19 protein-coding genes are annotated in these 23,426 nt (G+C 38.8%); 12 read left to right on the top strand and 7 right to left on the bottom strand.

Annotation, left to right across the window (positions count from 1 at the left end; translation table 11 throughout):
• Nucleotides 1-100: 100 nt before the first annotated feature.
• A complete protein-coding gene (locus G4Y78_RS08155) occupies nt 101-250 on the bottom strand; it encodes a response regulator (RefSeq protein ID WP_268935092.1) in 150 nt (49 codons plus the stop codon).
• A gap of 42 nt (nt 251-292) precedes the next feature.
• Nucleotides 293-1,228: an IS1595 family transposase gene (locus G4Y78_RS08150; RefSeq protein ID WP_163830705.1), complete on the bottom strand. Its 936-nt coding sequence runs from the start codon at nt 1,226-1,228 to the stop codon at nt 293-295.
• Between the two features lie 183 nt (nt 1,229-1,411).
• Here G4Y78_RS08150 and G4Y78_RS08145 point away from each other — a divergent pair, with 183 nt between their 5' ends.
• Together G4Y78_RS08145 and G4Y78_RS08140 are read left to right on the top strand one after the other, a co-directional pair.
• Entirely contained in the window at nt 1,412-2,161 is a 750-nt protein-coding gene (locus tag G4Y78_RS08145) for a sensor histidine kinase (protein WP_163832556.1), read from the top strand.
• Nucleotides 2,162-2,189: 28 nt separating this feature from the next.
• Complete coding sequence (locus tag G4Y78_RS08140; protein WP_163832555.1) at nt 2,190-3,986, top strand: two-component system response regulator; 1,797 nt, start codon at nt 2,190-2,192, stop codon at nt 3,984-3,986.
• 53 nt (nt 3,987-4,039) lie between these two features.
• Here the strand turns inward: G4Y78_RS08140 and G4Y78_RS08135 are convergent, their stop codons facing one another.
• Nucleotides 4,040-4,501 carry an FKBP-type peptidyl-prolyl cis-trans isomerase gene (locus tag G4Y78_RS08135; protein WP_163832554.1) on the bottom strand — a complete coding sequence of 154 codons (462 nt, stop codon included), beginning with the start codon at nt 4,499-4,501 and terminating at the stop codon, nt 4,040-4,042.
• A gap of 790 nt (nt 4,502-5,291) precedes the next feature.
• Here G4Y78_RS08135 and G4Y78_RS08130 point away from each other — a divergent pair.
• Nucleotides 5,292-5,618: a M23 family metallopeptidase gene (locus G4Y78_RS08130; protein WP_163832553.1), complete on the top strand. Its 327-nt coding sequence runs from the start codon at nt 5,292-5,294 to the stop codon at nt 5,616-5,618.
• A gap of 109 nt (nt 5,619-5,727) precedes the next feature.
• Here G4Y78_RS08130 and G4Y78_RS08125 read toward each other — a convergent pair whose 3' ends face one another.
• From G4Y78_RS08125 to G4Y78_RS08115, 3 genes are all read right to left on the bottom strand, one after another.
• Nucleotides 5,728-6,369: a site-2 protease family protein gene (locus G4Y78_RS08125; protein WP_163832552.1), complete on the bottom strand. Its 642-nt coding sequence runs from the start codon at nt 6,367-6,369 to the stop codon at nt 5,728-5,730.
• A gap of 311 nt (nt 6,370-6,680) precedes the next feature.
• Nucleotides 6,681-7,526, bottom strand: a complete 846-nt coding sequence (locus G4Y78_RS08120; protein ID WP_163832551.1) for a hypothetical protein — start codon at nt 7,524-7,526, stop codon at nt 6,681-6,683.
• Between the two features lie 86 nt (nt 7,527-7,612).
• Nucleotides 7,613-8,881 (bottom strand): hypothetical protein, encoded by a 1,269-nt coding sequence (locus G4Y78_RS08115; protein ID WP_163832550.1) that lies wholly within the window; start codon nt 8,879-8,881, stop codon nt 7,613-7,615.
• 554 nt (nt 8,882-9,435) lie between these two features.
• Here G4Y78_RS08115 and G4Y78_RS08110 point away from each other — a divergent pair.
• The 6 genes from G4Y78_RS08110 to G4Y78_RS08085 all read left to right on the top strand — a co-directional run bounded on the left by G4Y78_RS08110 (nt 9,436) and on the right by G4Y78_RS08085 (nt 17,917).
• A complete protein-coding gene (locus tag G4Y78_RS08110) occupies nt 9,436-10,995 on the top strand; it encodes a hypothetical protein (RefSeq protein ID WP_163832549.1) in 1,560 nt (519 codons plus the stop codon).
• A gap of 350 nt (nt 10,996-11,345) precedes the next feature.
• On the top strand, nt 11,346-12,338 hold the full coding sequence (locus tag G4Y78_RS08105; RefSeq protein ID WP_163832548.1) for a YHYH protein: 993 nt from the start codon (nt 11,346-11,348) through the stop codon (nt 12,336-12,338).
• A 46-nt stretch (nt 12,339-12,384) separates the two neighbouring features.
• Complete coding sequence (locus G4Y78_RS08100; protein ID WP_163832547.1) at nt 12,385-12,918, top strand: DUF6702 family protein; 534 nt, start codon at nt 12,385-12,387, stop codon at nt 12,916-12,918.
• A gap of 357 nt (nt 12,919-13,275) precedes the next feature.
• Complete coding sequence (locus G4Y78_RS08095) at nt 13,276-14,490, top strand: acetate/propionate family kinase (RefSeq protein ID WP_163832546.1); 1,215 nt, start codon at nt 13,276-13,278, stop codon at nt 14,488-14,490.
• An 8-nt stretch (nt 14,491-14,498) separates the two neighbouring features.
• Nucleotides 14,499-16,607 carry a phosphate acetyltransferase gene (gene pta / locus G4Y78_RS08090; protein WP_163832545.1) on the top strand — a complete coding sequence of 703 codons (2,109 nt, stop codon included), beginning with the start codon at nt 14,499-14,501 and terminating at the stop codon, nt 16,605-16,607.
• Between the two features lie 398 nt (nt 16,608-17,005).
• Nucleotides 17,006-17,917, top strand: a complete 912-nt coding sequence (locus G4Y78_RS08085) for an acyltransferase (RefSeq protein ID WP_163832544.1) — start codon at nt 17,006-17,008, stop codon at nt 17,915-17,917.
• Between the two features lie 62 nt (nt 17,918-17,979).
• Here G4Y78_RS08085 and G4Y78_RS08080 read toward each other — a convergent pair whose 3' ends face one another.
• Nucleotides 17,980-19,797, bottom strand: coding sequence for a hypothetical protein (locus G4Y78_RS08080; protein WP_163832543.1), 1,818 nt, complete (start codon nt 19,795-19,797; stop codon nt 17,980-17,982).
• 553 nt (nt 19,798-20,350) lie between these two features.
• Between G4Y78_RS08080 and G4Y78_RS08075 the strand changes: the two genes are divergently transcribed.
• From G4Y78_RS08075 to G4Y78_RS08065, 3 genes are all read left to right on the top strand, one after another.
• A complete protein-coding gene (locus G4Y78_RS08075; protein WP_163832542.1) occupies nt 20,351-21,769 on the top strand; it encodes an ATP-binding protein in 1,419 nt (472 codons plus the stop codon).
• A gap of 19 nt (nt 21,770-21,788) precedes the next feature.
• Nucleotides 21,789-22,463 carry a response regulator gene (locus tag G4Y78_RS08070; protein WP_163832541.1) on the top strand — a complete coding sequence of 225 codons (675 nt, stop codon included), beginning with the start codon at nt 21,789-21,791 and terminating at the stop codon, nt 22,461-22,463.
• Between the two features lie 303 nt (nt 22,464-22,766).
• A complete protein-coding gene (locus G4Y78_RS08065; RefSeq protein WP_163832540.1) occupies nt 22,767-23,186 on the top strand; it encodes a Spy/CpxP family protein refolding chaperone in 420 nt (139 codons plus the stop codon).
• The last annotated feature ends 240 nt before the right edge of the window (nt 23,187-23,426 follow it).

The following is a 23,426-nucleotide window of genomic DNA, read 5'->3' as shown; positions in this document are numbered from 1 at the left end:
GAAAAATATTTTTTTCTCTGTCAGACAGTGCTGTTTCACTATTATCCACTGTTGTTAATTGCATAAATTTTTATTAATTCCATACTAATAGACAGTTTATTTATGCCGCCACTTTGTTATCAAACAGCAGTACTCGTATTAATGTCAGTAAAACATCAATATCCACTGGCTTAGCTAAATAATCATTGGCACCTGCTTGTAAACATTTATCTCTCTCATCTGGCATGGTTCGGGCAGTTAAAGCTATAATGGGTATGGCTTTATATATAGGATTTCCTAATTATCATCATACCTAAGCTATATTTAGTAGCTTACCTGGTAGTGGAGGTGTTCTCAGTGCTACAAATGCTAGCCTAGGAATAAATTCTACTAAGCTAAATCTTCGATTAAATCGATACTGAAATTCAGCAAGATAACGTTGTGCATATTTAGCGCGAATAGCATGATAAGTACTACGTAAAGCACTTTTTAAGTTTCCAAGGATGGTGTTAACCCAATAAAATTCAGGTTCCTCTACTGATGCACGACCACCACCGCATACAATTTTATCATGAAGACAACCTGCTTCTATGACACCATTAAAACAGGCCAGTCCATCGGAGATTACGGTACTGCCCTTGGCCAAATTCTGCCTACTCCAAGCCGTTATCTCTTCTTTATTAAACCCTTTTAAAATGCTCAGTTTAATTCGTGTCGGTTGACCTTGTTTTGTTGTTTCTACGGCTGCTACAAAAGGTATTTTCCCATCTGCTCCCCTACCTCTTTTGCAACCTGTACGCTCACCACCAAGATAGGCATCATCAATTTCAATAAAACCCGACAATTGCTTGGTGCCTTCTCTTTCTTGCATCACTTTCATGAGCTTATGTTTCATTCTCCAGGCAGCTTGATAGGAAATACCTAAATGGCGATGTAATTCTATGGCTGATATACCTTTTTTGTCTTGGGAGATCAAATACATCCCTTGGAACCAAGTCTTTAATGGTAATTTGGTTGATTCAAAGATAGTACCTGCAGTTACAGATGTTTGCTGGTGACATTTATAGCACTGCTGAAGCTTTCTAGTAGTGAGTTGACAGCATTTGTCGTATCCACAATTGGGGCACTGAAAACCTTCTGGCCATCGCAATTTGTATAAGGTATTAAAGCATTGTTCTTCTGTACCATATTGTTTGAGAAACTCGTTTAAACTCAGGCCTTTTTGAAATTGAACTTTGTTGATAGCCATTATTTATACCTTCTCAATTAAGTTTCCATGCTGTTCAAATATACAGCAGTTAATGGCTTAGGTATAGTGATAATTAGGATAATTTATAAAGTAAGAAAGCCAAGGAAAGATTATCACTCCTGTCTAACAAAATAAAATTTACATAAAAATTAATGCAATATTGAAGTCTGAAGAGACTATGCAATGAATGAATCAACAGCCACGTTGACAACCAACACAAAGAACTCACCTAGCGAGGCTTCTACGAACTTAGACAGTGAATATATGAGCGTAATATACGCCATTACTCATGATCTTAGAGCACCATTACGGGGGTTAGAAGGTTTTTCTAAGTTATTGTTACAAACATACGGCAATGAGTTGGATGATCAAGGATTACAATGGTTATCTCTAATTGCAAAGAATGCAGCTAAAACTCAAGCAATGTTTGATGATTTATTAATATATTCCAGAATTTGGTCTACATCACACGAATACGAAAAAATTGATTTAAATACTGTTACCAATGATGTTATTAATGAAGATATAAAACATAGTAACTTCCAAGCCCCAATTATCGAAATTGCTACTTTACCGAAAATTAAAGGGGTTAAACACTTATGGAAGCTGCTATTAAGAAATTTATTAATCAACTCATTAACATTTCAGCCTGAAAAACAACAACCAAAAGTAGTAATTAAACCATCAACTATTGATGGACAGTGGTCCCTACAAGTTGAAGATAATGGTATTGGTGTTAAAAAGAAAGATTATCATAAAATAACTCAAGTTTTTTCTCGGTTGAATAGTGAAAAGCAATTCCAAGGAAAAGGAATGGGACTAGCGTATTGTCGACAAATCGTTAAGCTCCATGAAGGCAGCTTAATCTTTGGCCAGTCGACTCTCGGCGGGTTAGCTGTTATATGCGCTTTTCCCAGTTATATACTTGTTTAACTCAACTATTTAAAAGTGCGGGTAAACAATGAAAGAGTTTATTTTACAAAGTTATGAGCCTGGTAGCACACTGTTAATGGTTGAGGATAACCCAAGTGATGCTTTGTTGTTTAAGACAATGATTGAAAGAGTATCTTGCAATTATATTTCAATTGAGCTGGCAGATAACTTTACCAAAGCACTTTCTCAACTAAAGCAACAAAATTACACGGCTTTATTGCTTGATTTAAACTTACCTGATATTGATGATGCAGGACAAGCTATTCAACAAATTCAACAGATAAACTCTCGGCTTCCCATTGTTATTTTAACCAGCTCTGATGACCCGGCCCTACCTTTAAAGTTACTACGTCTGGGTGCTCAAGACTATATGTGTAAAAATGAAGTAACACCCTCAATTTTATTGAGGTCATTACGATATGCAAAAGAGCGAAAAAATATCGAACTAGAACTAAAAAGAGCGTTAAAAAAACAGGCTAATCAAAATGAGTTACTAAAGTCTATTGTTCGAAAAGACTCCCTAACAGGCTTACCTAATCGCTTATATTTTTTCGATTTTTGTAAGCGATCCCTGAATTTAGCCAAACGCCATAATACTGTAATGGCCGTTTTATACTTTGATATTAATGGTTTTAAATACATTAATGACACCTACGGACACACCACGGGGGATCTACTACTTAAAGAAATTGGCAATAAGGTTAGCAGCGCACTAAGAAAAGAAGATATGCTATTTCGACTAAGTGGTGATGAGTTTGCCATTATTGCTGAACAGTTGCATGCTGAAGTACAGGCATACCCTATTGCTAAACGTATTAATAATGCCATTTCTATTTCGCCAATTAAAATTGGCCAATATAATATTGATGTAAGCATTAGTATCGGTATAGCCGTTTATCCAGATAGTCAAACCGTCCAGGAGTTGGTTAAACATGCTGATATTGCTATGTATGAAGCAAAATATAATAGTGATCACTTTGCCTGTTTTTACAGTAAACGACTGGATTCGCTCAATAACAGACAAGTAGAAATCGCCAACTTGTTGCCTACCGGCATTCGCCGAAAAGAGTTTTCAGTGGTATACCAACCCGTTATCAATTGTTTAACCAGCGACTGCTCAGGGGTTGAAGCACAAATTCGCTGGAATAATAAAGAGTTGGGTAATGTACCACCTGATGAATTCATTGGTATTGCAGAAAATTCAACCTATGGAAGCGCGCTTTGCTGTTATGTAATACGCGAATCAGCTAAGTTAATTAAAAGACTAAATGGTAAATATCAACCACACATTGGAGTTTCTATTAATGTAGCTGCTCGACAACTGACTAATCCCACTTTTTTCAATAACTTGCTCAATACGATCGCAGAAGTCAACCTACCACCAGAAATGCTATGTATTGAAATTACTGAGCGACAAATAATTCAAAATTTAAAACTATGCGAAGCAACTCTTAACAAAATAAAACAGTATGGCGTACAAATTGCCTTAGATAATTATGGTACAGGTTTTTCCTCAATAACCCATTTGAAAAACCTGCCTTTTGATAAAATTAAAATAGATAAAAGCCTTATTAGTCACCTTGATACCGATGGCAAAAATTTCGCGTTAACAGATGCCATTATTGCGATGGCAAGGCATTTGGATTTGACAGTGATTGCAGAAGGGGTTGAACGCAGGGAAGAACTCGATTTACTCGTTAAAATTGGCTGTGATGAAGTGCAGGGTTATTACCTTAGCAGACCAATTGCACCTGCCAGTATGCAAGAGCTACTTGGCAACATGTCTACTGGACAAAGCAATTTTAAGAGTTCTAGCGCTATTTAATTGGCAACCAACATCACAAGGGCCCATGCAGGCCCCATCTGCAGCTTCACTACTTAGTGAGCGTGGCCGTGTTGCAACTCTTCTTCTGTTGCATCACGTACATCAACGACTTTCCCTTCAAAATGTAAGGTCAAACCGGCTAACGGGTGGTTCGCGTCAACGGTTACTTCATCGTCTTGTATATCAGCAATAACAACTGGAATGTCACCTTGTTCCGTCTGTGCAGTAAAACGCATGCCTGCTTGCAAATTATCAGGGTCAGGAAAGGTAGCCAAAGGTACTTTTTGGATTAGTTGTTCTTGATGTTCCCCATAAGCATCTTCTGGATTAACACTTACCTGAAAACTATCACCTGCCACTTTGCCTACTAGCTCTTGCTCTAAGCCAGGAATAATGTTTCCAAAGCCATGCAGGTAAGCAAGTGGTTGACCTGCTTCAGACTGGTCAATTACCGTACCGTCATCATCCTTTAACGTATAATCAATGCTCACTACACACTTGTCACCAATTAACATAGCTGTTCCTCAAATCAGTCATTATATGCAATTCAACTCAGCCCTAAGCTGCTCATATACCTATTAGCTTCAAGGCATAATGAAGGGGCTCGCCGGATGAGGTCGAGGATTTATGAAAACAGAAGAAAATCAAGGAGGACCAGTGAGTTACTTGTGAAGCCATAAAAGCCTTTCCGCTCAAAGGCTAGTCTAACAGATATATAATAATTCTCAATTTCAGTATGCTATAAACAAAACTACCTTAGTTGCTAGGTAGCAATTTATGCTTTTTGCTTACAAAAGCCCAATCCACTTGAATGGAGCATATTTGAACAACGCTAACTAGCCTCTAGCTAAATAATCAGTCAACTGCTTATAAACAACAATTTTATAAATATCAGTGCTCAGGATATATTGAATAATAACTAAATAAAACCAAGCGTACTTCACTTATTCATTCCCTTTTTTATTAAAGATCAGTCATTTCAAAATAATTATTTTACAATCACTCTATCAGAAAAAGCTTTTAACATTTAATAAATTTTATTAAATAAATTGAACAACTGCATAGTACTCATTATGTTCTGGTACAATATTCCCCATCGCATTAACGCTAACAATTATTAATAAAATCTCACAACAGCAAATTAGCTATAGCCAAAGTCAACATTATGTGTACTTTCATTTAGTATTTTATGTATTAGTAGTACAGCAATTAAACCATTATATGTAAATAATAACGAATCAAATGAAGCAACAACCTTTGCCAATAATTTTGAATCCACACACTTAATTTCTGCCAAATTTATAGGTGGTATCTGCCGCTCCAGGCAGAGCCGTAGGACATTCTTCTTGCCCCTTAGAAATTATTCATGAAGGAGGCTGGTCCACCACTTATTATCATTTAAGTAATATTCGAACACAGACAGGTCAAACTGTTTCCCGCAATCAGGCAATAGCCAATTATGCAGGCAATATATCCCAAGCACTTTGTAATGGTGGCCACTCTACTGGTCCTCATCAACACTTTTCATTGAAGCGTCATGGTTCAGCCTTTCACTTAAACGGAGTGATGTTTTCTGGCTATAAAGTAAACACAGGGCGAAATAGTTACGATTCTAACTGTAACTACTTTTGAAAGGTATCACGACTATCCCTTCAACCAAAACGAAAAAGCCTCTCTAAATAGAGAGGCTTTTCATAGAAAAATTAAGCAGTCATAAGCAAAGGGACAGCCAAATACTCAATTAAACAAACGTAATGTAGGGTAAAATTGTTGAGCCTAGATTAATCACAAAGCTGAAAATAGGCACCCCCATAACACTTAACGCTACCAAGATCAATAACGCACCTGCTCCATAGCGACTGTTAAGCTCTTGATACTTAACAGCCAAATGTCTAGGCAGCAAATAAGGCAAAATATAGTGACCATCTAATGGCCCTAAGGGGATCAAATTAAAAATCATTAGCACGAGGTTAATGATAGACAAATAGGTAAAGAAAAACTTCGGCCCATCTCCAATAAAAAGCGACCAGCCTTGCTCCAGGCCAAATACATAAAGGTTATATGTAAAAATAGCAAGCAACAGGTTCATACCAGGTCCTGCTGCAGCAACTACCATGCTTGCCCAACGAGACGTAAAGTTCCGAGGATTGGTAATAACAGGTTTGGCATAACCAAAACCAATGATTGCCACCATTAACAATCCCATCGGATCAATGTGGGACATAGGGTTTAAGTTAAGCCGCCCCATCCGCTCTGCCGTATCATCCCCATACAGCTTAGCCGTCACGGCATGACCAAACTCATGAAAAGTAAGTGCTATCACTATAGCGATCAACAATAGAATAAAAACGGCTATCTGGCCTTGTAAGAGAAGCTGCAACATGCTTTTACTGACTCCTGCGAAGAGCGACAACTCTGGAACAATACAATTTCCAAATCAGCCAAGCTTACCGCCAGTTAGTAGCTTTAGCAAATGGTTACATTCTAGAAGTAAGGATACATGGAGCCAGTGGCACTGAGATCATCATCCATATAGTTAGTTAGTAGTGAAATGAGCAATACCATTACGATGAGGAAACCTTACAGCATCTTCAAAGCGGTTTTCACAAGCAGGCAGTAATAAAGGTTGTTTTTTCATAATAAACCACCAAATTTATATTTGGTGGCAAAACAGTAAAACTTAAATATTAAAGTCTAGTGCCGGATTTTAATATTTTGTTTAAGGTAATGTGTCTTCAACATAATATCTCTGTGAATACACGTCATTTGGTTATTTTCATCAAATAAGTCTATAAATGTCTGCCACCCAATATAAGGGTCTTCAGAGACAAACAGTGATGAGTGGGTTTGAGCTAGTTTTGCACTTTGATAAAAAAATTGGTATTTATCATCAGTACAAAACCCTTGATGCGGCCTTGAATAGGATAAAACTTTTTCAAATGATAGATTTTCAATAATTGGTTGAGTAGATAATGGTGGCAAATTTTTAAAGCTAACAGGTATATTCATATTCACTTTAAGTACAGCATGGGTAGCTAAAAAACGAAATACAGCAGACTCATCCTCAGGTAAATAAAAGACCATGACTTCACATAGATAAGGATAGTTACCAGGTAATAATTTAGGTTGATACTCTTCTGGCAATTCACTAAAAAATGAAATTAACTCAGACTCCAGCTTACATCCTTGTTGTCCTGGTGGAATCAAATTAACCTTTGCATCCTGAATATCATGTTCTTCAACAAATGAATAGTATTTATTTTGCTCATGTGGTTTAGGGTATAAAGATACCACTACTTTTTTAAAGTCAAAAACTTTAGTTGGTTTTGAAACGACTTTACTATATTTTGTATACCAAATAGGTCCTCGCTGGATATCTTTAATAGGCACAAATACCATATTATCTTGCTCAATAATACGGCTCCAATCCAATGTATTAATGTCTATAGGGTTAGCGACCGTATAACTTGTTATGACTAAAGAAAGTACTGCAAAAAGCCAATAACCAAACCAGCATAGTATACGATTTATTACGTCCATTTTTTTAGTTCCCGAAATGCAAAAAGCACTACATGCTAGAAAGCATGTAGTGCAATATAATTATGATAATACTTTGTTTACAATCACTACTGTCCAATCAGCGCTCTACAGCCTGGATCATCCATATTCCAAACAATACGACTCATTGGTGGTTGCTTCATACAACTGAAGTTAAGTGTGGTGTTGTAATGGCGCATAACACCTGGAGTATAGTAGTACATAAACTCCTCACCCCCCTTCATTAACTTGTCGTAGTTTGACTTCATGGTATAAATTGGATCCCATTGTTGCTGCTGTTGCCCTGGGTTAGGAGAAGGTTGTTGCTGTTGCTGGAATGCTGCAACCTCATTAAACAACTCGCCTTGTAACTTATCTCTTAATGCACCAACAGCCTGCTGATAGCGATCATCATCAGGTGACACAGGACCAAAAGATCCATCATTTTGCTGGAATTGTACTACCGCACCACACTGTGATACGTCTTGACACTGGGCCTGTTGCTGGAAGAACTGCTGAACTTCTTGTTCCTGATTAGCATTTTGATTTTGACTGGTAAATTGGCTGGCTTGTTTAAATAACTCAGGCCAATCAACTTTTACTTTTACTACATGATATTTCTCATCAGTTTTTATTTTCCAGTCAATACGAGCTGTTAACAGGTTATCCCATTGACCTCCTGTCATAAGAATATTATTAATTTGTTGATCCCAGCCAGGTGTTGTTACAGCTTGGAATGGTAAGTCTTGATTAACTACAGTTTGACTTGGCACCATCATGGATCTGAACCGATACATGACGTTAGTACTTAAATCATATTCACCACTTTCATCATTTAACATGGTACATTTAGGCACATCTATTTGTCGTTGCTGCCCACCTTGACCAATCGTCAGCTTCTCATTTGAGCAAGCAATATCTAAACGACCATTATCAATTTGATTACCAGTTGCTAAGAAAGTGGTTTGTGCTTCAGTGGCAGGTGCAGGAAAAGCTTTTAACCCATGGCGGTTGGCTTCATCTAATAAGTCTTGAAGTGCGTCATAATCCCCTAATGTAGAAAATGAGCCACCCATATAACTTAATGTTTCACCTGCAAAAAAGCCGGAAGTTTGCATTTTGTGGAATACGTTAAAACGAGGCACAGGCATAGAACTGGTAGCAGCTTGTATAGCAACATTACCACGCTTAGGAATGTAGTAGATTTTGCTAGAGTCATAGCCATCTTTCAGCAAATAGAAGTTATCATAAATTCTTGCTGAAAATTGCACATCTGGACTCTCATCAATTGGAGCAGCAGCCGCTTGCTGAACCATAGCAGCAACTGCAACTGCCATAAGGGTTTTGCCTAATTTCATTATGACTATCCTTGTATAGAAAAAATGGATAATATTTATACTAACGTTAATGACTAAAACTGAAGAACCTAACTTATTATTGAATTTTAAAAAATATAAATGGAACTATCCCTTGTTACTAAGCTCAAATACACCGACAAGCCAGGCGCCAGTGATGCTATTTGTTAGACATAAGCTCTGTAAATTAGACTTTTGTCTAAGACAAAACCCATAACAAGTTTCTTTCTAACTACTTATTTACACCTAATTTCATTAGTTTAGCTGCGTATATTTTGAGGAAAGACTTACACAGTCAAAAAAACCATTTGTTGATGAAAATCAATAATAATTTTTTGATGAAACATATAAAGTATACGCCAACAGGTTTATGTAAATCATTACTATATAAAAGATGAATTTTTTTCATAAGCTTAACCTGAGCACTTCAATAAATACCAAATATTTTGGCCACTCCCTGCTACCAAAAAATAAAAGCACCAGTATAATACAAAGAGACATTCAACTAAAAAATATAAGACCTTATTGGTATTACAACGATTTCACAAGGAAGTTTTATGAAAGTAAGACTGTTTCTCTTCTTGTTACTGTTCACTCCACTATCCTGCTTAGCTGTTAATTTCTCAGCTGAAATTATCAACCAGTTTCACTTGATCACTGACCCTAATGATAATCGACAATTATTTTATATCTCTCGCTACGGTGGAGTTGAAAGAATAGCACCTACTCCTGCAACCAATGTAAGCAATAGAAACCCTAGCACAAATGAAATTTTACCCAATTTTTATGCAGTAACTTTGTATGGCTTAGCCCAACCATTTACTGATAAAGAAATGGTTGGCTTTGGTGGTACTTTTTCTACCATCGAAAACCATACCCTCGTTAAACAGCTAAAAACTGAAGCTAAGCAGCTTGGGTATACATCAGTACAACCAGCAAAACATCAATTTGCTCAGCTTAATTTTATTGCGACTGCATTCGATGTAACAAATGGCCAGCTAGCACTAGAGTGCAAAATAGAGAAAATACCTGTTGAGCACTCCAGCGAATCCCATGTCACCATGCCACTATGTAAAATAAAAGGCACTGATCAGGTTTATGATATTAATATTAATCTACTTTATAGCCTTGAAACTCAGTTACATGAACGGGGTAGCACCAGTACCAAAATTCCATTTGACGCAATTACGTTGCCAGGCTGGAAACCTCATTTACAAGATTTATTAAATAAAGGAAATACATGGAACCACTTATTAACTGGAGTTGTTGACTGGACCATTAGCGATAAACCCTTAAACATTATCAAACTTAATGTCGACTGGATAAAACTTTATAACTTTACTTTTAGAGAGCTAAAGTCTGGGATGAACCCTCTGCTAAGCCGAGAAGATGTTCGTACCAAAATGGAAGAGTTACTTAAATGTAATGATATCAGCCAATGTGGTATTCAATTTGCAGGCTCTCTCAGCCCAGGAAAAGTTAGAGAGTTAGGCGAAACCCTATCACTTCAAGATACGCTTAGCACAACTTTGTTCACTGAAACTCACTTAACACTTAGACGCAGAGATCCATCAGCAGCTAGCCCCCTTAACCTAGCAAACAATATTGATAACACAGATGAGGTAAAAACTAACTTTATTCCTAAAGTGAACTTTTACCAAGTACTACAGTTGCAAAATGCCAAACTTGAAATGTTAGCCCCTAATAATAATATTAAACAATATCGAACAGTATTAGATATCAACTGTATTAAAGGGGCAATTGATGGTGATATCAGTTTAACTAATAACCATGCAGGATGTATAACAAGTGCCGACCGTTATGCAAACTATCAATGGAGCCGTTGGAAAAGTAAACATCGGGCTAACTCGATTGGCGACCTGGAAATGCCTGCAGGTTGTTACAACCCTGTTCGAGTTAAAGCTCGCTCAAAAACTGGCCAGACATATCTTAGTTTAAAAGAGCGGCTACTCCTCTCGCCTAGAAAAGGTTTATTTTGTTGGAATAAACATCAAGCCGATGGCAAATGCGCTGACTATGAAGTGAGTTGGCTATGTGAGGCAGGCTCCTCAGAACCTCCCATTATTATTTGGCCTGAGCGCCCCATTACTTTATAAAAACCAACTAGAGGTTGAACGACAGTATCTATTTTTTTATTACAAATTTATTGAGAGATTGTTTCATTATTCACAGTCTCTCTTATTTTCTTGTTTGCTTACTTCATTTATTTCGTTGCTTAACTTCTCCTTGTCCTAACCTTTGTAAACCAGTGTAAAGTTATTTGCCCCTTACCAACTGTATTGCTACTAATTAGTACTTATACCCTTCGCGAATAACTTTTAGGGGGCTAACCTTGTAGTAGCAGGTTAGCCCCCTAAAAGTCATTCGCTTTGGCTATATTTCCAGTGTTTTATTTTATACCACGTAGTTTTCTGTATTTAAGAAATATAACAATAAGGATACAGTTATGCCTTACTATAAACTGTGTTTTGGCGCTATTCCCTTACTAGCCTTAGCGATACCACAATTATCAGCCAATGTGAATATTAAAGAGTTCCCCCCTCATAGAACTGTTCTAAACCCAGCTTATTATAATAACGAACATTTTTTAGAGGATATTTCTCTTGTACAGTGTACCCTTGAGAATAAGCAACAATCTCTTTGCTTTCAGTTAAAAGTTAAAAGTAATGCCATAGAGGATGGTCCTTACTGCCCAGAAACAGTCAACGACGTAGGTGGTATATACCCCTATGACGGCAAAACCAATCCTGGCCTTCGAGTACTTAACAAAGACTTATTCGAAGATATGGAAAAAGACGGTTATGACATTATTGATGATAAAGGCAATATTCGAGTTGCTATTTTTGACCCCAGTCAACCAGATAATCGTGATCCAGAGCTTGCTTACTGTATTGAAGTAGAGCCTGACTATCGACTGAAATTGACTTATTTAATTCCTGCTTCACCCCGTTTTGCTGAAGAACCAACGCCTATGGCAACTGCCGCTAATATTGTTGGATTATCACTGGTTGGCGTTCCAATTAATGGTCTCCCACCCTCTGTAACAGATAGTTTTCCTGGCACCAGTCCCGGAAATTTACCTGCTTTAGATCCCTGTGGCGGGCATATCAATGAAGGTTTTTATCATTCGCATATGTTTCCTGAAACGATTAATAAAAAACTACATAAAAATGGTATTACTGAAGTGCAATGTACCAATATTTATCAAAAGGAACCGACAGCATTAATCGGTTATGCAATGGATGGTTTCCCTATTTATGCCAGCCTTGAATTACCTGGCTCCCCTGCTAGGGACTTAGATAAATGTAATGGTCATTTTGGTCCTACTCTGCACTACCCCTGGGGTGAATATCATTACCATGCTATTCATGATGAAAATGTCGATATTCCACGCTGTTTAAAGGGTGTCTTAGCCAAAGACCAACTCATTGTTGAATAAAAAACTTTCTTTACTAAAAGTATATTAAAGATATGGAATATGTGAAATGAATGGTAATCAGCATAAAATAAATAACCTTCTTACTCTATTATTTAGCTTCCTGTTAATTCTATTACCGGGTGCTTCCCATGCTCATAGTGGCAACATGTCGTTTTTTAGATTAACTCAGCAAAAATCCACTTGGCATTTAACCGCTATTTTAGCCCAGGCAACGGTACAGTCTTATCTACCTGTTACCAACAGTCCACCTCTTACGAAAAAGTCAGCAAAAGAAGAGCTAGAGCAACAATTGGTTGATTATCTTAAAAATAATATTGCTTTTACTATAAATGGAAATAAGACTAATTTAAATCTTAATAAGGTTAGGTTAGGCAATCATGAAACGAAAGTCTCATTTACCTTGAATAAACCTATCAAACAACTGAATAACTTGGATATTTCGATAAAAGCGTTTTCCCATGGTAAAAACCATCATAATATTCTCTTGGTTTCAACCACAAATACCCAACATAAAGTAATTTTATCAGTTAGAAACAACTTCACCTCAACATTAAAAATAGATCCCTCTACGCAACAGTAATGAACCTTTAACTAACAATGCAGTTATCTATCAGATAGCCAGCTGGTAACTGCATTCAACTCCTCTTCCGCTATAGACAAGACAAAGCCCTAACCTGTCTAAATAACAGCCAAACCTCTAATCAACTCTTTCGTAGCTTTACGTATTTTATTTGTACGTCAGTCAGTTAGACTGTGGTGGTTAATATTCTATTTTGTTTTCATTGTGTGTTATAGGCTAACCACTTGAGATGGCACTACAATGATAAGTGCTATTGCATATAGCCTTCAGTGAATCGCTTGTAGTGACTAACATAAGCACTAGCAACCATTCGCAAAGGCTATAACACGTTAATTTCTTAACAAAAGACAGTTTGCAGTGAATACTACACCCTCCAACATTCTCGTTATCAACTGTGGCAGCTCATCAATCAAGTTTGCTGTCATCAATCCCACTACTGAACAAGCACTTATTACCGGAATTGCCGAACGACTAGGCGAAACCGGCTCGCAAATCGTGTGGAAAGACAGCCAACAAAAACACACAATTGCACTAACAACAGCTGACCATGATTTAGCCATGCAGTCGATTTTAAAGCTGTTAGCAGAACAACAGCTCATTGATTCTCTTGCTGCAATTGGCCATCGGGTAGTGCATGGTGGCGAAGAATTTACCCATTCCACGCTAATCAATGAAAAAGTCAAAAAAGCCATTGCTGATTGTCAGCCCTTAGCCCCTTTGCATAATCCGGCCAACTTATTGGGCATTACCATCACTGAAAAATACTTTGAGAAGATGCCACAAGTTGCCGTATTTGATACTGCTTTTCATCAAACCATGCCAGCTCAAGCTTATTTGTACGCTATTCCCTATCGGTTTTACAAAGAAAAAAGTGTCCGTCGTTATGGTTTTCATGGCACCAGTTACCGTTATGTAACCACAGCCGCTTGCCAGCAATTAGGTATTGACCAGCAGCACAGCCAATTATTATGTGCTCATTTAGGCAACGGTTGTAGTGCGGCCGCGATAAGTAATGGCCAAGCTATAGACACCACGATGGGACTTACTCCATTGGAAGGCCTAGTGATGGGTACCCGCAGTGGTAATCTAGACCCAAATCTATTTTCATTTTTAGCCGCTGAATATGGCTATAGCCTAGACGACATCAGCCACATACTGAATAAAGAAAGTGGTTTGTTGGGCATTTCCGAGCTGAGTAATGACATGCGTACACTTGAAGAAGCTGCCAACCAGGGTAACCAACAAGCTCAATTGGCCATTGCCGTTTTTTGTTATCAGCTAGCGAAGACTTTAGGCGGATTAGCCACGGCATTAACAAAAATTGATGGATTAGTATTCACTGGTGGTATTGGGGAAAATTCATCTTATGTTAGACAGCAAGTCATCAAACAACTGGCTATTCTTGGTTTTAAATTAGACGAGCAGGCAAACCTGCAAAATGGCAATGAGCAGGGTGTCATTACCCAACCAAACTCTACTTGTGCTTTAGTTGTAAAAACCAATGAAGAGTTAATGATTGCCAGAGATACCGCCAGCTTAATTAATCAAACCACAGCAACCGGTAACGACTAAGGTGAACAATGCATACATTTTACATTGCCCCAACTAGCTTTGGTGTTGGACTCACTTCAGTTGCCCTTGGTTTGGTACGCGCCTTGGATAACGTCGGCTTAAGAGTTAGCTTTTGTAAGCCTATTGCGCAACAACATGCATCAGATCAAGGGCCAGAACGCTCTACCCAAATGATACAACAAGTGATGGGCTTTACTCCTCCTCCACCTATTTCATTAGAGCGAGTAGAAGATCTATTAGGCGACAATAAGCGTGATATGCTGATGGAAGAAATAGTTGAGCAATTTGATCGCGCCGCTATTGATGCCGATGTTGTCGTGGTAGAAGGCTTAGTACCCACGCGTGCAGCGCCTTATGTTACTGGATTAAATGGTGAAATCGCCAAAACCCTGGATGCTGATGTTATTCTGGTGGCTTCTGGTCAGGAAGACAGTCTGTCAGAAGTAGCTGATAAGCTGGAAATAACCGCTGATAATTTTGGAGGCATCCAGCATCGAAAAGTCATTGGCTATATCATTAACAAGTTACCCATCGAGCTACTCCAGCAAATAGAAGACAGTAGTGCCGACGCATTTGATAAACTACCTGAGTTTCGCCGTAAGCAATTTCACCCTATTGGTTACATCTCCTGGAATGAGGATATGTCCTCCCCCCGTACCAAAGAAATTGCCGACCTACTAAAAACTCAAGTGCTTCATAAAGGGGATATTGAACACCGCCGAATAACGGGTAAAGTGCTGTGTGCTAGAACAGCAGCCAATATTTGTCATTTACTCAAGCCAGGTAAACTCATTATTTGCCCTGGCGACCGGGATGATATTATTTTAGCCACTTGCATGGCTGCAAGTAATGGTGTGCCACTTGCTGGACTATTATTAACTAATGGTATTGAGCCCCATGAACAAATAATGAACTTATGCAAAAAAAATGTTCAGCAGCATGGGCTCCCTATTTTACTGACTCAACTCAATTCCTATAACACGGCAACTACCCTAGATCGACTAAATAATGAAGTGCCTATTGATGATAGAGAACGCATTGAGTTGGTAATGAACTCAGTGGCCGATAAGCTCAATGCTGAATGGCTTAAAGAACGTTGTGGCACTCAGGTAGAAATACGACTCTCGCCGCCTGCTTTCCGCTATCAATTAATTAAACGGGCCAACCAGGCTAGCAAGCGAATCGTTTTGCCAGAAGGTAATGAACCAAGAACCGTCCGAGCAGCGTCTATTTGTCATGAACGAGGCATTGCTGAGTGTATTTTATTAGGTAAAACCGAAGAAATTCACCTAGTAGCTCAAGATCAAGGCTTTCAGTTACCCGACAGTGTCATCATTATGGATCCAGATGAAGTCAGGGGCCGTTATATAAAACCCATGGTTGAGTTAAGAAAATATAAAGGCCTTAACGCCCCAATGGCTGAAGCCCAGCTGGAAGATAATGTAGTCTTAGGGACTATGATGCTCGCTCAAAATGAAGTAGATGGTTTGGTATCAGGTGCCGTACATACCACGGCCAACACTATTCGCCCAGCATTCCAATTAATTAAAACCCACCCAGATGCAAAACTGGTGTCTTCCATTTTCTTTATGTTACTACCAGAGCAGGTATTGGTATATGGCGACTGTGCAGTAAACCCAGACCCGAATGCTGAAGAACTAGCAGATATTGCTATTCAAAGTGCTGACTCTGCAGCCGCCTTTGGTATTTCACCTAAAGTCGCCATGATTAGCTATAGCACCGGCAGTTCAGGCACAGGAAGTGATGTGGAAAAAGTGCGCGAAGCAACCAAAATAGCCCAACAAAAGCGGCCCGATTTATTAATAGACGGTCCGCTACAATACGATGCCGCTGCAATCGAAAGTGTCGCCAAGAAAAAAGCACCCAACAGCCCAGTAGCAGGTAAAGCGACAGTATTCGTATTCCCTGACCTCAACACAGGTAATACGACATATAAAGCCGTTCAGCGCAGTGCTGATGTAATCAGTGTCGGCCCCATGCTACAAGGCTTGCGTAAACCTGTTAATGATTTATCACGGGGAGCATTAGTGGATGATATCGTCTACACCATCGCCCTCACCGCCATTCAAGCGGATCAGTTTAGTAATAGGAAATAATTTCTTCATCCACCTTTCTGAAGACTAAAGTAAAAACAAGTTGATCTTGGATGTCGTTTTTGTCTATTCATAGAACAAGATCTATGAATAGGGCTAGATGAACGATATAGGCATGGATGCCGAGGGATAGACTCGCTGCGCGCTCTGTATCGGTTATATAGCCCTCATATCACCAAAACTCTTCTAGCCACCTAATATTCACACTCTCGAAGCAAAGTGCTATTTTACTGTCATAATTTAATATACCCACTGCGAATGGCTTTTAGGGGCGGCTGTCAAGCTACGAAGCCTCATGAGCCTATAAATAATAGGTGATTGAGGTGAGGAGTGATGACAACAAACCCTAAAAATCATACGCGAAGGGTATAAGCAGTAACCTAATAGGATGTACCTTTCATATGCTTAAAAAACTGCCTCCACCCATTAAAGGCTGCATTGCCAGTTTAATGCTGGCTTTAAATACCATCATACTCAGCTGTCCATTACTGATCATTGCCCTGTTAAAACTATTGATCCCTATTAAAGCCTGGCAACAAGCCTGTGCAAAAATACTGATCAAAATCGCTGAACTGTGGATGAGCATAAACAGCTTATGGATGAAACTGACCCAACAACTTACATTGGATATAAAAGGCTTAAGTAGCCTAAAAAAAGACGGCTGGTATTTAGTGACCAGTAATCATCAATCCTGGGCAGATATCACCTTATTACAGCATGTCCTTAACCGTCGTATCCCCATGCTTAAATTCTTTATCAAACAAGAACTCTTCTGGGTCCCTGTTATTGGCCTATGTTGGTGGGCATTAGATTTTCCTTTTATGAAACGATACAGCAAAGCCTATTTAGAAAAACATCCCGAAAAAAAAGGCCAAGACTTAGCCACCACTCGTAAAGCCTGCGAAAAATTCAAAGAAACCCCAGTCGCCGTATTTAACTTTATAGAAGGTACCCGCTTTACCGAGGAAAAGCACCGTGACCAGCAATCCCCTTTTAATCACTTATTAAAACCCAAAGCCGGCGGCATCGGCTTCGCCCTCGGCGCCATGGGCGATCAACTAAAAAGCTTATTAGATATCACCATCTACTACCCAGAAAAACAACTTAGTTACTGGGACTTCCTCTGCGGAAAAATCAATGACATTGCTATTCGAATAGAGCAAATCGAAATCCCCAAAGAATTTCTTAATAAAGATTATATTAATGACGGCCAATTCCGCGAGCAGTTTCAGTTATGGGTAACAGAACTGTGGGAGAAAAAAGATCAGTTGCTGGGTGAGTTGAGTAAACAAAAGCCTTCCATTCAACATTAAAACGCCTATACCAAAAAGCCCGCATAATGCGGGTTTTAATATCTGTATATTAGCAATCTAAATCAATGTTTAGGCTGCCATGCAGCTGATAAGACAGGGGCTAACGAAGCTTGCACTTCAGCAGTTACATTACCGTCTGCGGTTTCATAGTCATTAAAGGCGGCCATGGCTTGCACAAGCACTTCTATATCATCTTTAACAAGTAAATGATCGTTGGTTTCAATAACATCAACTTGAACATCAACCTGCCGCCACTTATAAGAAGAATACCAATCTTCTATTATAAATTGGTCATTTGAGCCAATCACATTAATTTGTAAATTATCATCTTGTTGGCTAAACCATAGGTTATCTTTTGAAAAATCTCTTAGTTTTAATATGTTTTTATACTTATCGGCTGTATCAGAAAAAATATCGAGTACTTCTTGGCTATTGATAGTAAAACCATTCTCAAAAGTAATTCTGTTCACTTCATAATCATCACTATTAGGAAAAAATGAACTCCACGTTAGTTTAGCATTTGCTCCAAGTGCTGTTAGTACTACACTATCACCTCTTTTAATCACTCCTTTAAATACTTGTTCAGGTTGAATGCCTCCAGTAAATAATACTGTATCCCCGCCTTTTTTAGAGCCATATAAACTATCATGATCACTATCAGGGCTAACTATACAAATATCACCACCATCTAAGTCAATAATATCATCCCCCTGTCCCCCTATAAATATATCATTACCCTCACCACCATAAATGCTATCTCTGCCATCGCAGCCACTAATAATATCATTGCCTTCACCACCACTTAGCTCATCACTTTCAGCCCCTCCAATAATAATATCATCGCCTAAATCTCCTTCAATTGCATCTTCACCATTTCCACCAAGCAGAATGTCATTACCCTCTCCACCTTCAATTGAATCAAACCCATCCTCACCTTTTATGATATCGTTGCCAGCACCACCAAAAACGTCATCATCACCTTCACCAGCTAATATCTCATCAACACCACTTTGGCCATAAATTAGATCATCGCCCTCTGTACCTATTAGCTTATCTTTATCATCAACCGAATTACCTTGACTGTCTTTATAGCGGCTATCAGCACCAATGATTGTCTTATCGAGACCACCCAGATAGTCAGTGGCTATCATGACATGCTCATCAAAATGAGCCTCTGAACCCAACCCCATATCAACAAAGTATGATACTGCCATTGCTTTTTGCTGAGTAAGTGTATAAATAACTGCTTTTGCTTCTTCATCAGAAGTAGGCTCCCCCTCACCTTCATATAATGAAAATAGCTCTGCTTGCTGATCGCGCGTTTCTTGAACTAAATGACTCTTTTCAGTATTAGACTGATATTTAATTAAGCTCCAGAGTCTTGCTCGCTGGGTTGGATCACCTTCCCCTTCAGTGATTATATTTTTTATTGATTTTATACTATCTTTTAATAACTCACCCTTAGTTTCGACACTTTCCTTTAAAAGTGAAATTACCGCAATCCGTTCTTTGGACGCTGGTAGTTGATGGTTATCACCTAATAAATCGTCAAGCTGTTTTTCCAAATCATTCAACTCATTTTCTAATAAAGTTGATGCAGCTTCAGTCGATTTTAATCGAATATTAATCAACTGTTGTTTCACTTGATAAGGCAATAACTGTTTGCCATTGAACTTACTCCCTGGCCACTGTAACGCTTCATCATTAATATATGCTTTTAAAACGGCTACTTCATACGAAGTAAATGGATTCAATAAGTGTGGTTCTAAAGTTTTAACCACATCCTTTACAGAGTATTTTGATAAGTCGAATCCAAACCCTATCGCAAGGTTAGCTTTATTATCAACATAAAAGCCTAAGGGACCATAGCTTTCAAGCAAACTTCTATTTTTTACTTTTTTTTATAAAGTAGTTTCTTTCTTCAGAGTAGCTACTCTTAGAATAATGTGTATTTATTTTATTTAATGCCATCGTTATTTCTCGGTTTGTGTCATTTTAATCCAGTCAGTAGTTTACAAATATTGTTTTTTAATCAAAGCCTCTATTTATTTCTTAAGCTTTCTTATATACAGACTCATCAGAAGCAAAGCCCAATTATTTACTTTCCCTTATTTTTTAGACTAAAGATTCCTACTGACTACAGGAGGTAAAATTTGGTTGTTCCCTTGTTTATAAGGTTGATTACTATACCACAACTGCCATTTTTCAGCAATATTTCAAACCGAAAAGCCACTAATATATCCTTCTTATATCGCCACATTTTTAGCCATTTTCAACTACTAAGAAATAATTATTTTAAATACGATATTTACACCAATCCATATAAGCCGTCCTACTTTGCTAGCGCATAAAAATAGATCAATCAAACGTCGTTGATTACCCGTTTTTACTCCCTGTATTGCCCCACCCCCTGTTCCTGGTTACTATTAAACCATGAACGACAAATCAAGCCTGCTGACACCCCCTACTCCTAAAATGTTTCTCAGCATTCGCTGGAAGCTGTGTATTTTGGTTGTTATCGCTACTAGTTTGGTGGCGCTAATTATGTTTGGCTTAATGCAGTGGAGTTTTGATCGCGGGTTTCTACAGTACATCAACCAGCGTGATAGCGCTCAGCTTGAAAAGCTAGTGCCATCGTTGACAAGTTATTATCAGCAACAACAAAGCTGGCAGGCGCTTACGCAAAATCGTCGCCGCTGGAGCGAGCTAGTGATTTCCGCCTTATCTCCTAGGTTAGTTAATCGCCCACCACGACACCCGCCGCCTTTCAGAAGATATGTACGCCGTTTTTTGTTGTTTGATCAGCATAAGCAGCTGTTGATTGGTAGGGTGCCTGATAAAGTGACACCGCTGTTTCACCCTATTGAGCATCAAAATCAAGTGGTGGGTTATGTTGGATTAATTCCTCGTAGAGAGCTTACCGAATATAACGACATTACCTTTGCTGAAGAGCACCAACAGTGGCTGCTGGTTATTACTAGTATTGTTATTTTGGTTATGGCATTGCTGGCTATCCCATTGGCCAGCACCATTGTAAAGCCTATTCAACGGTTGCGGTTAGCGATGGACCAGCTTGCTAACCGCCAGCCTCATTCACCATTAATCAATAACCAACAGGATGAACTAGGCTTACTGGCAAATGACTTTAATCGACTCAGTGAGTTGTTACGTCAACAAGAGCAATTACGAAAGCAGTGGCTGGCGGATATTGCCCATGAGTTACGTACACCTATCAGTGTATTGCAAGCAGAAATGGAGGCCATCGAAGATGGTATTCGCCCGCTCAGCCAAGCCAGTATTCAATCATTAAAAAAAGACCTGGACCGGCTTAAACATTTAGTAAATGATTTACATCACTTGGCCCTTGAAGATATTGGCGCAGTTGCTTACCAACTGTCGCCACAAGCTATTATCCCTGTTTTAGAAAACATCCTTGATCGCCATAATCAGTTATTACACAACCAAAGTATTCAGGTCACACTTGATAGCAAGGTAGATAAAACGCTTAGCTTGCCCCTTGATAGCAGCCGAATACAACAGCTGTTCACTAATCTGCTAGTCAATTCCATTAATTACACTGACAGCCCCGGCAATATCAAGGTAACGGTTGAGCAACAGGCTATTGCCATTAATATTATTTGGGAAGATTCAGCCCCTGGTGTTGCAGATGCTGACCTGCCTTTATTATTTGAGCGACTTTATCGAGTAGACAGTTCCCGTCAGAGAGATAAAGGGGGAGCAGGACTTGGGCTGGCTATTGTAAAAGCGATTGTTGATGGCCACCATGGGCAGATTAACGCAGAACATTCTGCTCTGGGTGGTTTAAAATTAATTATCTCATTACCTTTCTGAAGGTGATGCTAAGTGTACTATGAAGCTAATACTGATAGTTGAAGATGAAGTAAAGCTCGCTAAATTACTAGCTGATTATATTGCCAATGCGGGTTTCGAGCCCACAATATTCCATGAAGGCACAGCCGTCGTGCCCTGGGTAAAAGCCAATCAGCCGGAATTAATTTTGCTGGATTTAATGGTGCCAGGTATGGATGGTTTGGAAATATGCAAGGCTATCAGAAGCTTTTCCAGTGTACCCATTATTATGGTGACGGCTCGGGTTGACGAAATTGATAGACTGCTAGGTCTTGAGCTAGGAGCCGATGATTATATATGCAAACCTTACAGCCCTAGGGAAGTCGTCGCCCGGGTTAAAGCGGTATTACGCCGAGCTCACCCCCACACCAATACAGAAGCAACAGTCACTAGCCCACTGCAATTAGATGCAGAACAGCTCGCTGCTACCTATTTTGGCAAACCAGTTCCCTTAACAGCGATTGAATTTAAGTTATTGCAGATACTCGCCGACAAACCTGGCCGCATCTTTAATCGTCAGCAGTTAATGGAACACATTTACGAAGATCATCGCATCGTCAGTGATCGCACTATTGACAGCCATATCAAAAAAATACGTAAGAAGCTGGCGGAGATTAATGGGGAGCAAGAGATGATTCATTCCATTTACGGAGCAGGTTATACCCTTCGCGAATGAATTTTAGGCTTTGTTATCCGTCGCTCTTCACCCCAGTCATTTAGCTGATCTAAACTCCTGGGGCTTCATCGCTCGATGGCCTCGCCTAAAATGCCCTTCGCTGTGGGTATTATTACTTTTTTTAACACCTAAAGATGAATCGTGATAAGTATATCCTTCGCGAAGAAGGACAAAACTAGTAGGTTCCTTATTTCTTCCACATTTCTTCCTCATTCGTTATGTATCTTTAAATCATCGACAAATTAGCAGCTCGATAGAAAGATAGAAAAACTGTTTGTTATAGCAATGGACGAGGTAAAAGAGATGAAAAAATTTGGTTACAGCTTAGCAGCCCTAGCACTGACTATTCCATTAGCTTTTAATAGTTTTGCTTGGGAAGGTGGTCACCCAGGTAAGCACAAAGGTCCCCGTCTTGTTAAAGAGCTATCAATGACAGACGAACAAAAAGAAGCCTTTCACTCCATTATGAACAGCCAACGCAAAGAACGCTGTGCCATTCATGAAAAGTATCGACCACAAATTCAAGCAGAAATGGAACAAGTTCATCAAAACACCGTCAACCAACTTACTGGTGTATTAACACCAGAGCAATTGGAAAAATTTAATCAGCTACACGAAAAACGTAAAGAACGCCATCAAAAACACAAAAAACGCATGTGTGAAGATAAGCCCCATGATTCTAAAGGCAAGCGTTCAACAGAAGGAGAAAATGCAACACAATAATCCTTGCTTTTTAAACAATTAATTTAAAACAAAAAAGCCATCCTCTAAAAAAAATTTAATAGGATGGCTTTTTTGTTTTTATTTTTGCCAGTAGCTCTATTTATTTTTAATTCCTATCTGCAATACCTATCACCACAACAATCAAAAACAATAAATAACCGACAAAGATTTTTTTAACAACTTTGGGAATAAACAGATAAAAGCTCCTGTTAACTATTACGACTGTTACTTAAACAGAAT

Origin of the sequence: Spartinivicinus ruber (assembly GCF_011009015.1) — a bacterium.
In the GTDB taxonomy this organism is placed as follows: domain Bacteria; phylum Pseudomonadota; class Gammaproteobacteria; order Pseudomonadales; family Zooshikellaceae; genus Spartinivicinus; species Spartinivicinus ruber.
The sequence above is the reverse complement of the archived record's forward strand: the minus strand, read 5'-3'. Positions and strand labels throughout refer to the sequence as shown.

Bases quoted from the DNA above. Each gene is read 5' to 3' on its own strand.
- G4Y78_RS08150 (WP_163830705.1), bottom strand. From the start codon at position 1,228: ATGGCTATCAACAAAGTTCAATTTCAAAAAGGCCTGAGTTTAAACGAG.
- G4Y78_RS08145 (WP_163832556.1), top strand. From the start codon at position 1,412: ATGAATGAATCAACAGCCACGTTGACAACCAACACAAAGAACTCACCT.
- G4Y78_RS08140 (WP_163832555.1), top strand. From the start codon at position 2,190: ATGAAAGAGTTTATTTTACAAAGTTATGAGCCTGGTAGCACACTGTTA.
- G4Y78_RS08135 (WP_163832554.1), bottom strand. From the start codon at position 4,501: ATGTTAATTGGTGACAAGTGTGTAGTGAGCATTGATTATACGTTAAAG.
- G4Y78_RS08125 (WP_163832552.1), bottom strand. From the start codon at position 6,369: ATGTTGCAGCTTCTCTTACAAGGCCAGATAGCCGTTTTTATTCTATTG.
- G4Y78_RS08120 (WP_163832551.1), bottom strand. From the start codon at position 7,526: ATGGACGTAATAAATCGTATACTATGCTGGTTTGGTTATTGGCTTTTT.
- G4Y78_RS08115 (WP_163832550.1), bottom strand. From the start codon at position 8,881: ATGAAATTAGGCAAAACCCTTATGGCAGTTGCAGTTGCTGCTATGGTT.
- G4Y78_RS08110 (WP_163832549.1), top strand. From the start codon at position 9,436: ATGAAAGTAAGACTGTTTCTCTTCTTGTTACTGTTCACTCCACTATCC.
- G4Y78_RS08105 (WP_163832548.1), top strand. From the start codon at position 11,346: ATGCCTTACTATAAACTGTGTTTTGGCGCTATTCCCTTACTAGCCTTA.
- G4Y78_RS08100 (WP_163832547.1), top strand. From the start codon at position 12,385: ATGAATGGTAATCAGCATAAAATAAATAACCTTCTTACTCTATTATTT.
- pta (WP_163832545.1), top strand. From the start codon at position 14,499: ATGCATACATTTTACATTGCCCCAACTAGCTTTGGTGTTGGACTCACT.
- G4Y78_RS08085 (WP_163832544.1), top strand. From the start codon at position 17,006: ATGCTTAAAAAACTGCCTCCACCCATTAAAGGCTGCATTGCCAGTTTA.
- G4Y78_RS08075 (WP_163832542.1), top strand. From the start codon at position 20,351: ATGAACGACAAATCAAGCCTGCTGACACCCCCTACTCCTAAAATGTTT.
- G4Y78_RS08070 (WP_163832541.1), top strand. From the start codon at position 21,789: ATGAAGCTAATACTGATAGTTGAAGATGAAGTAAAGCTCGCTAAATTA.
- G4Y78_RS08065 (WP_163832540.1), top strand. From the start codon at position 22,767: ATGAAAAAATTTGGTTACAGCTTAGCAGCCCTAGCACTGACTATTCCA.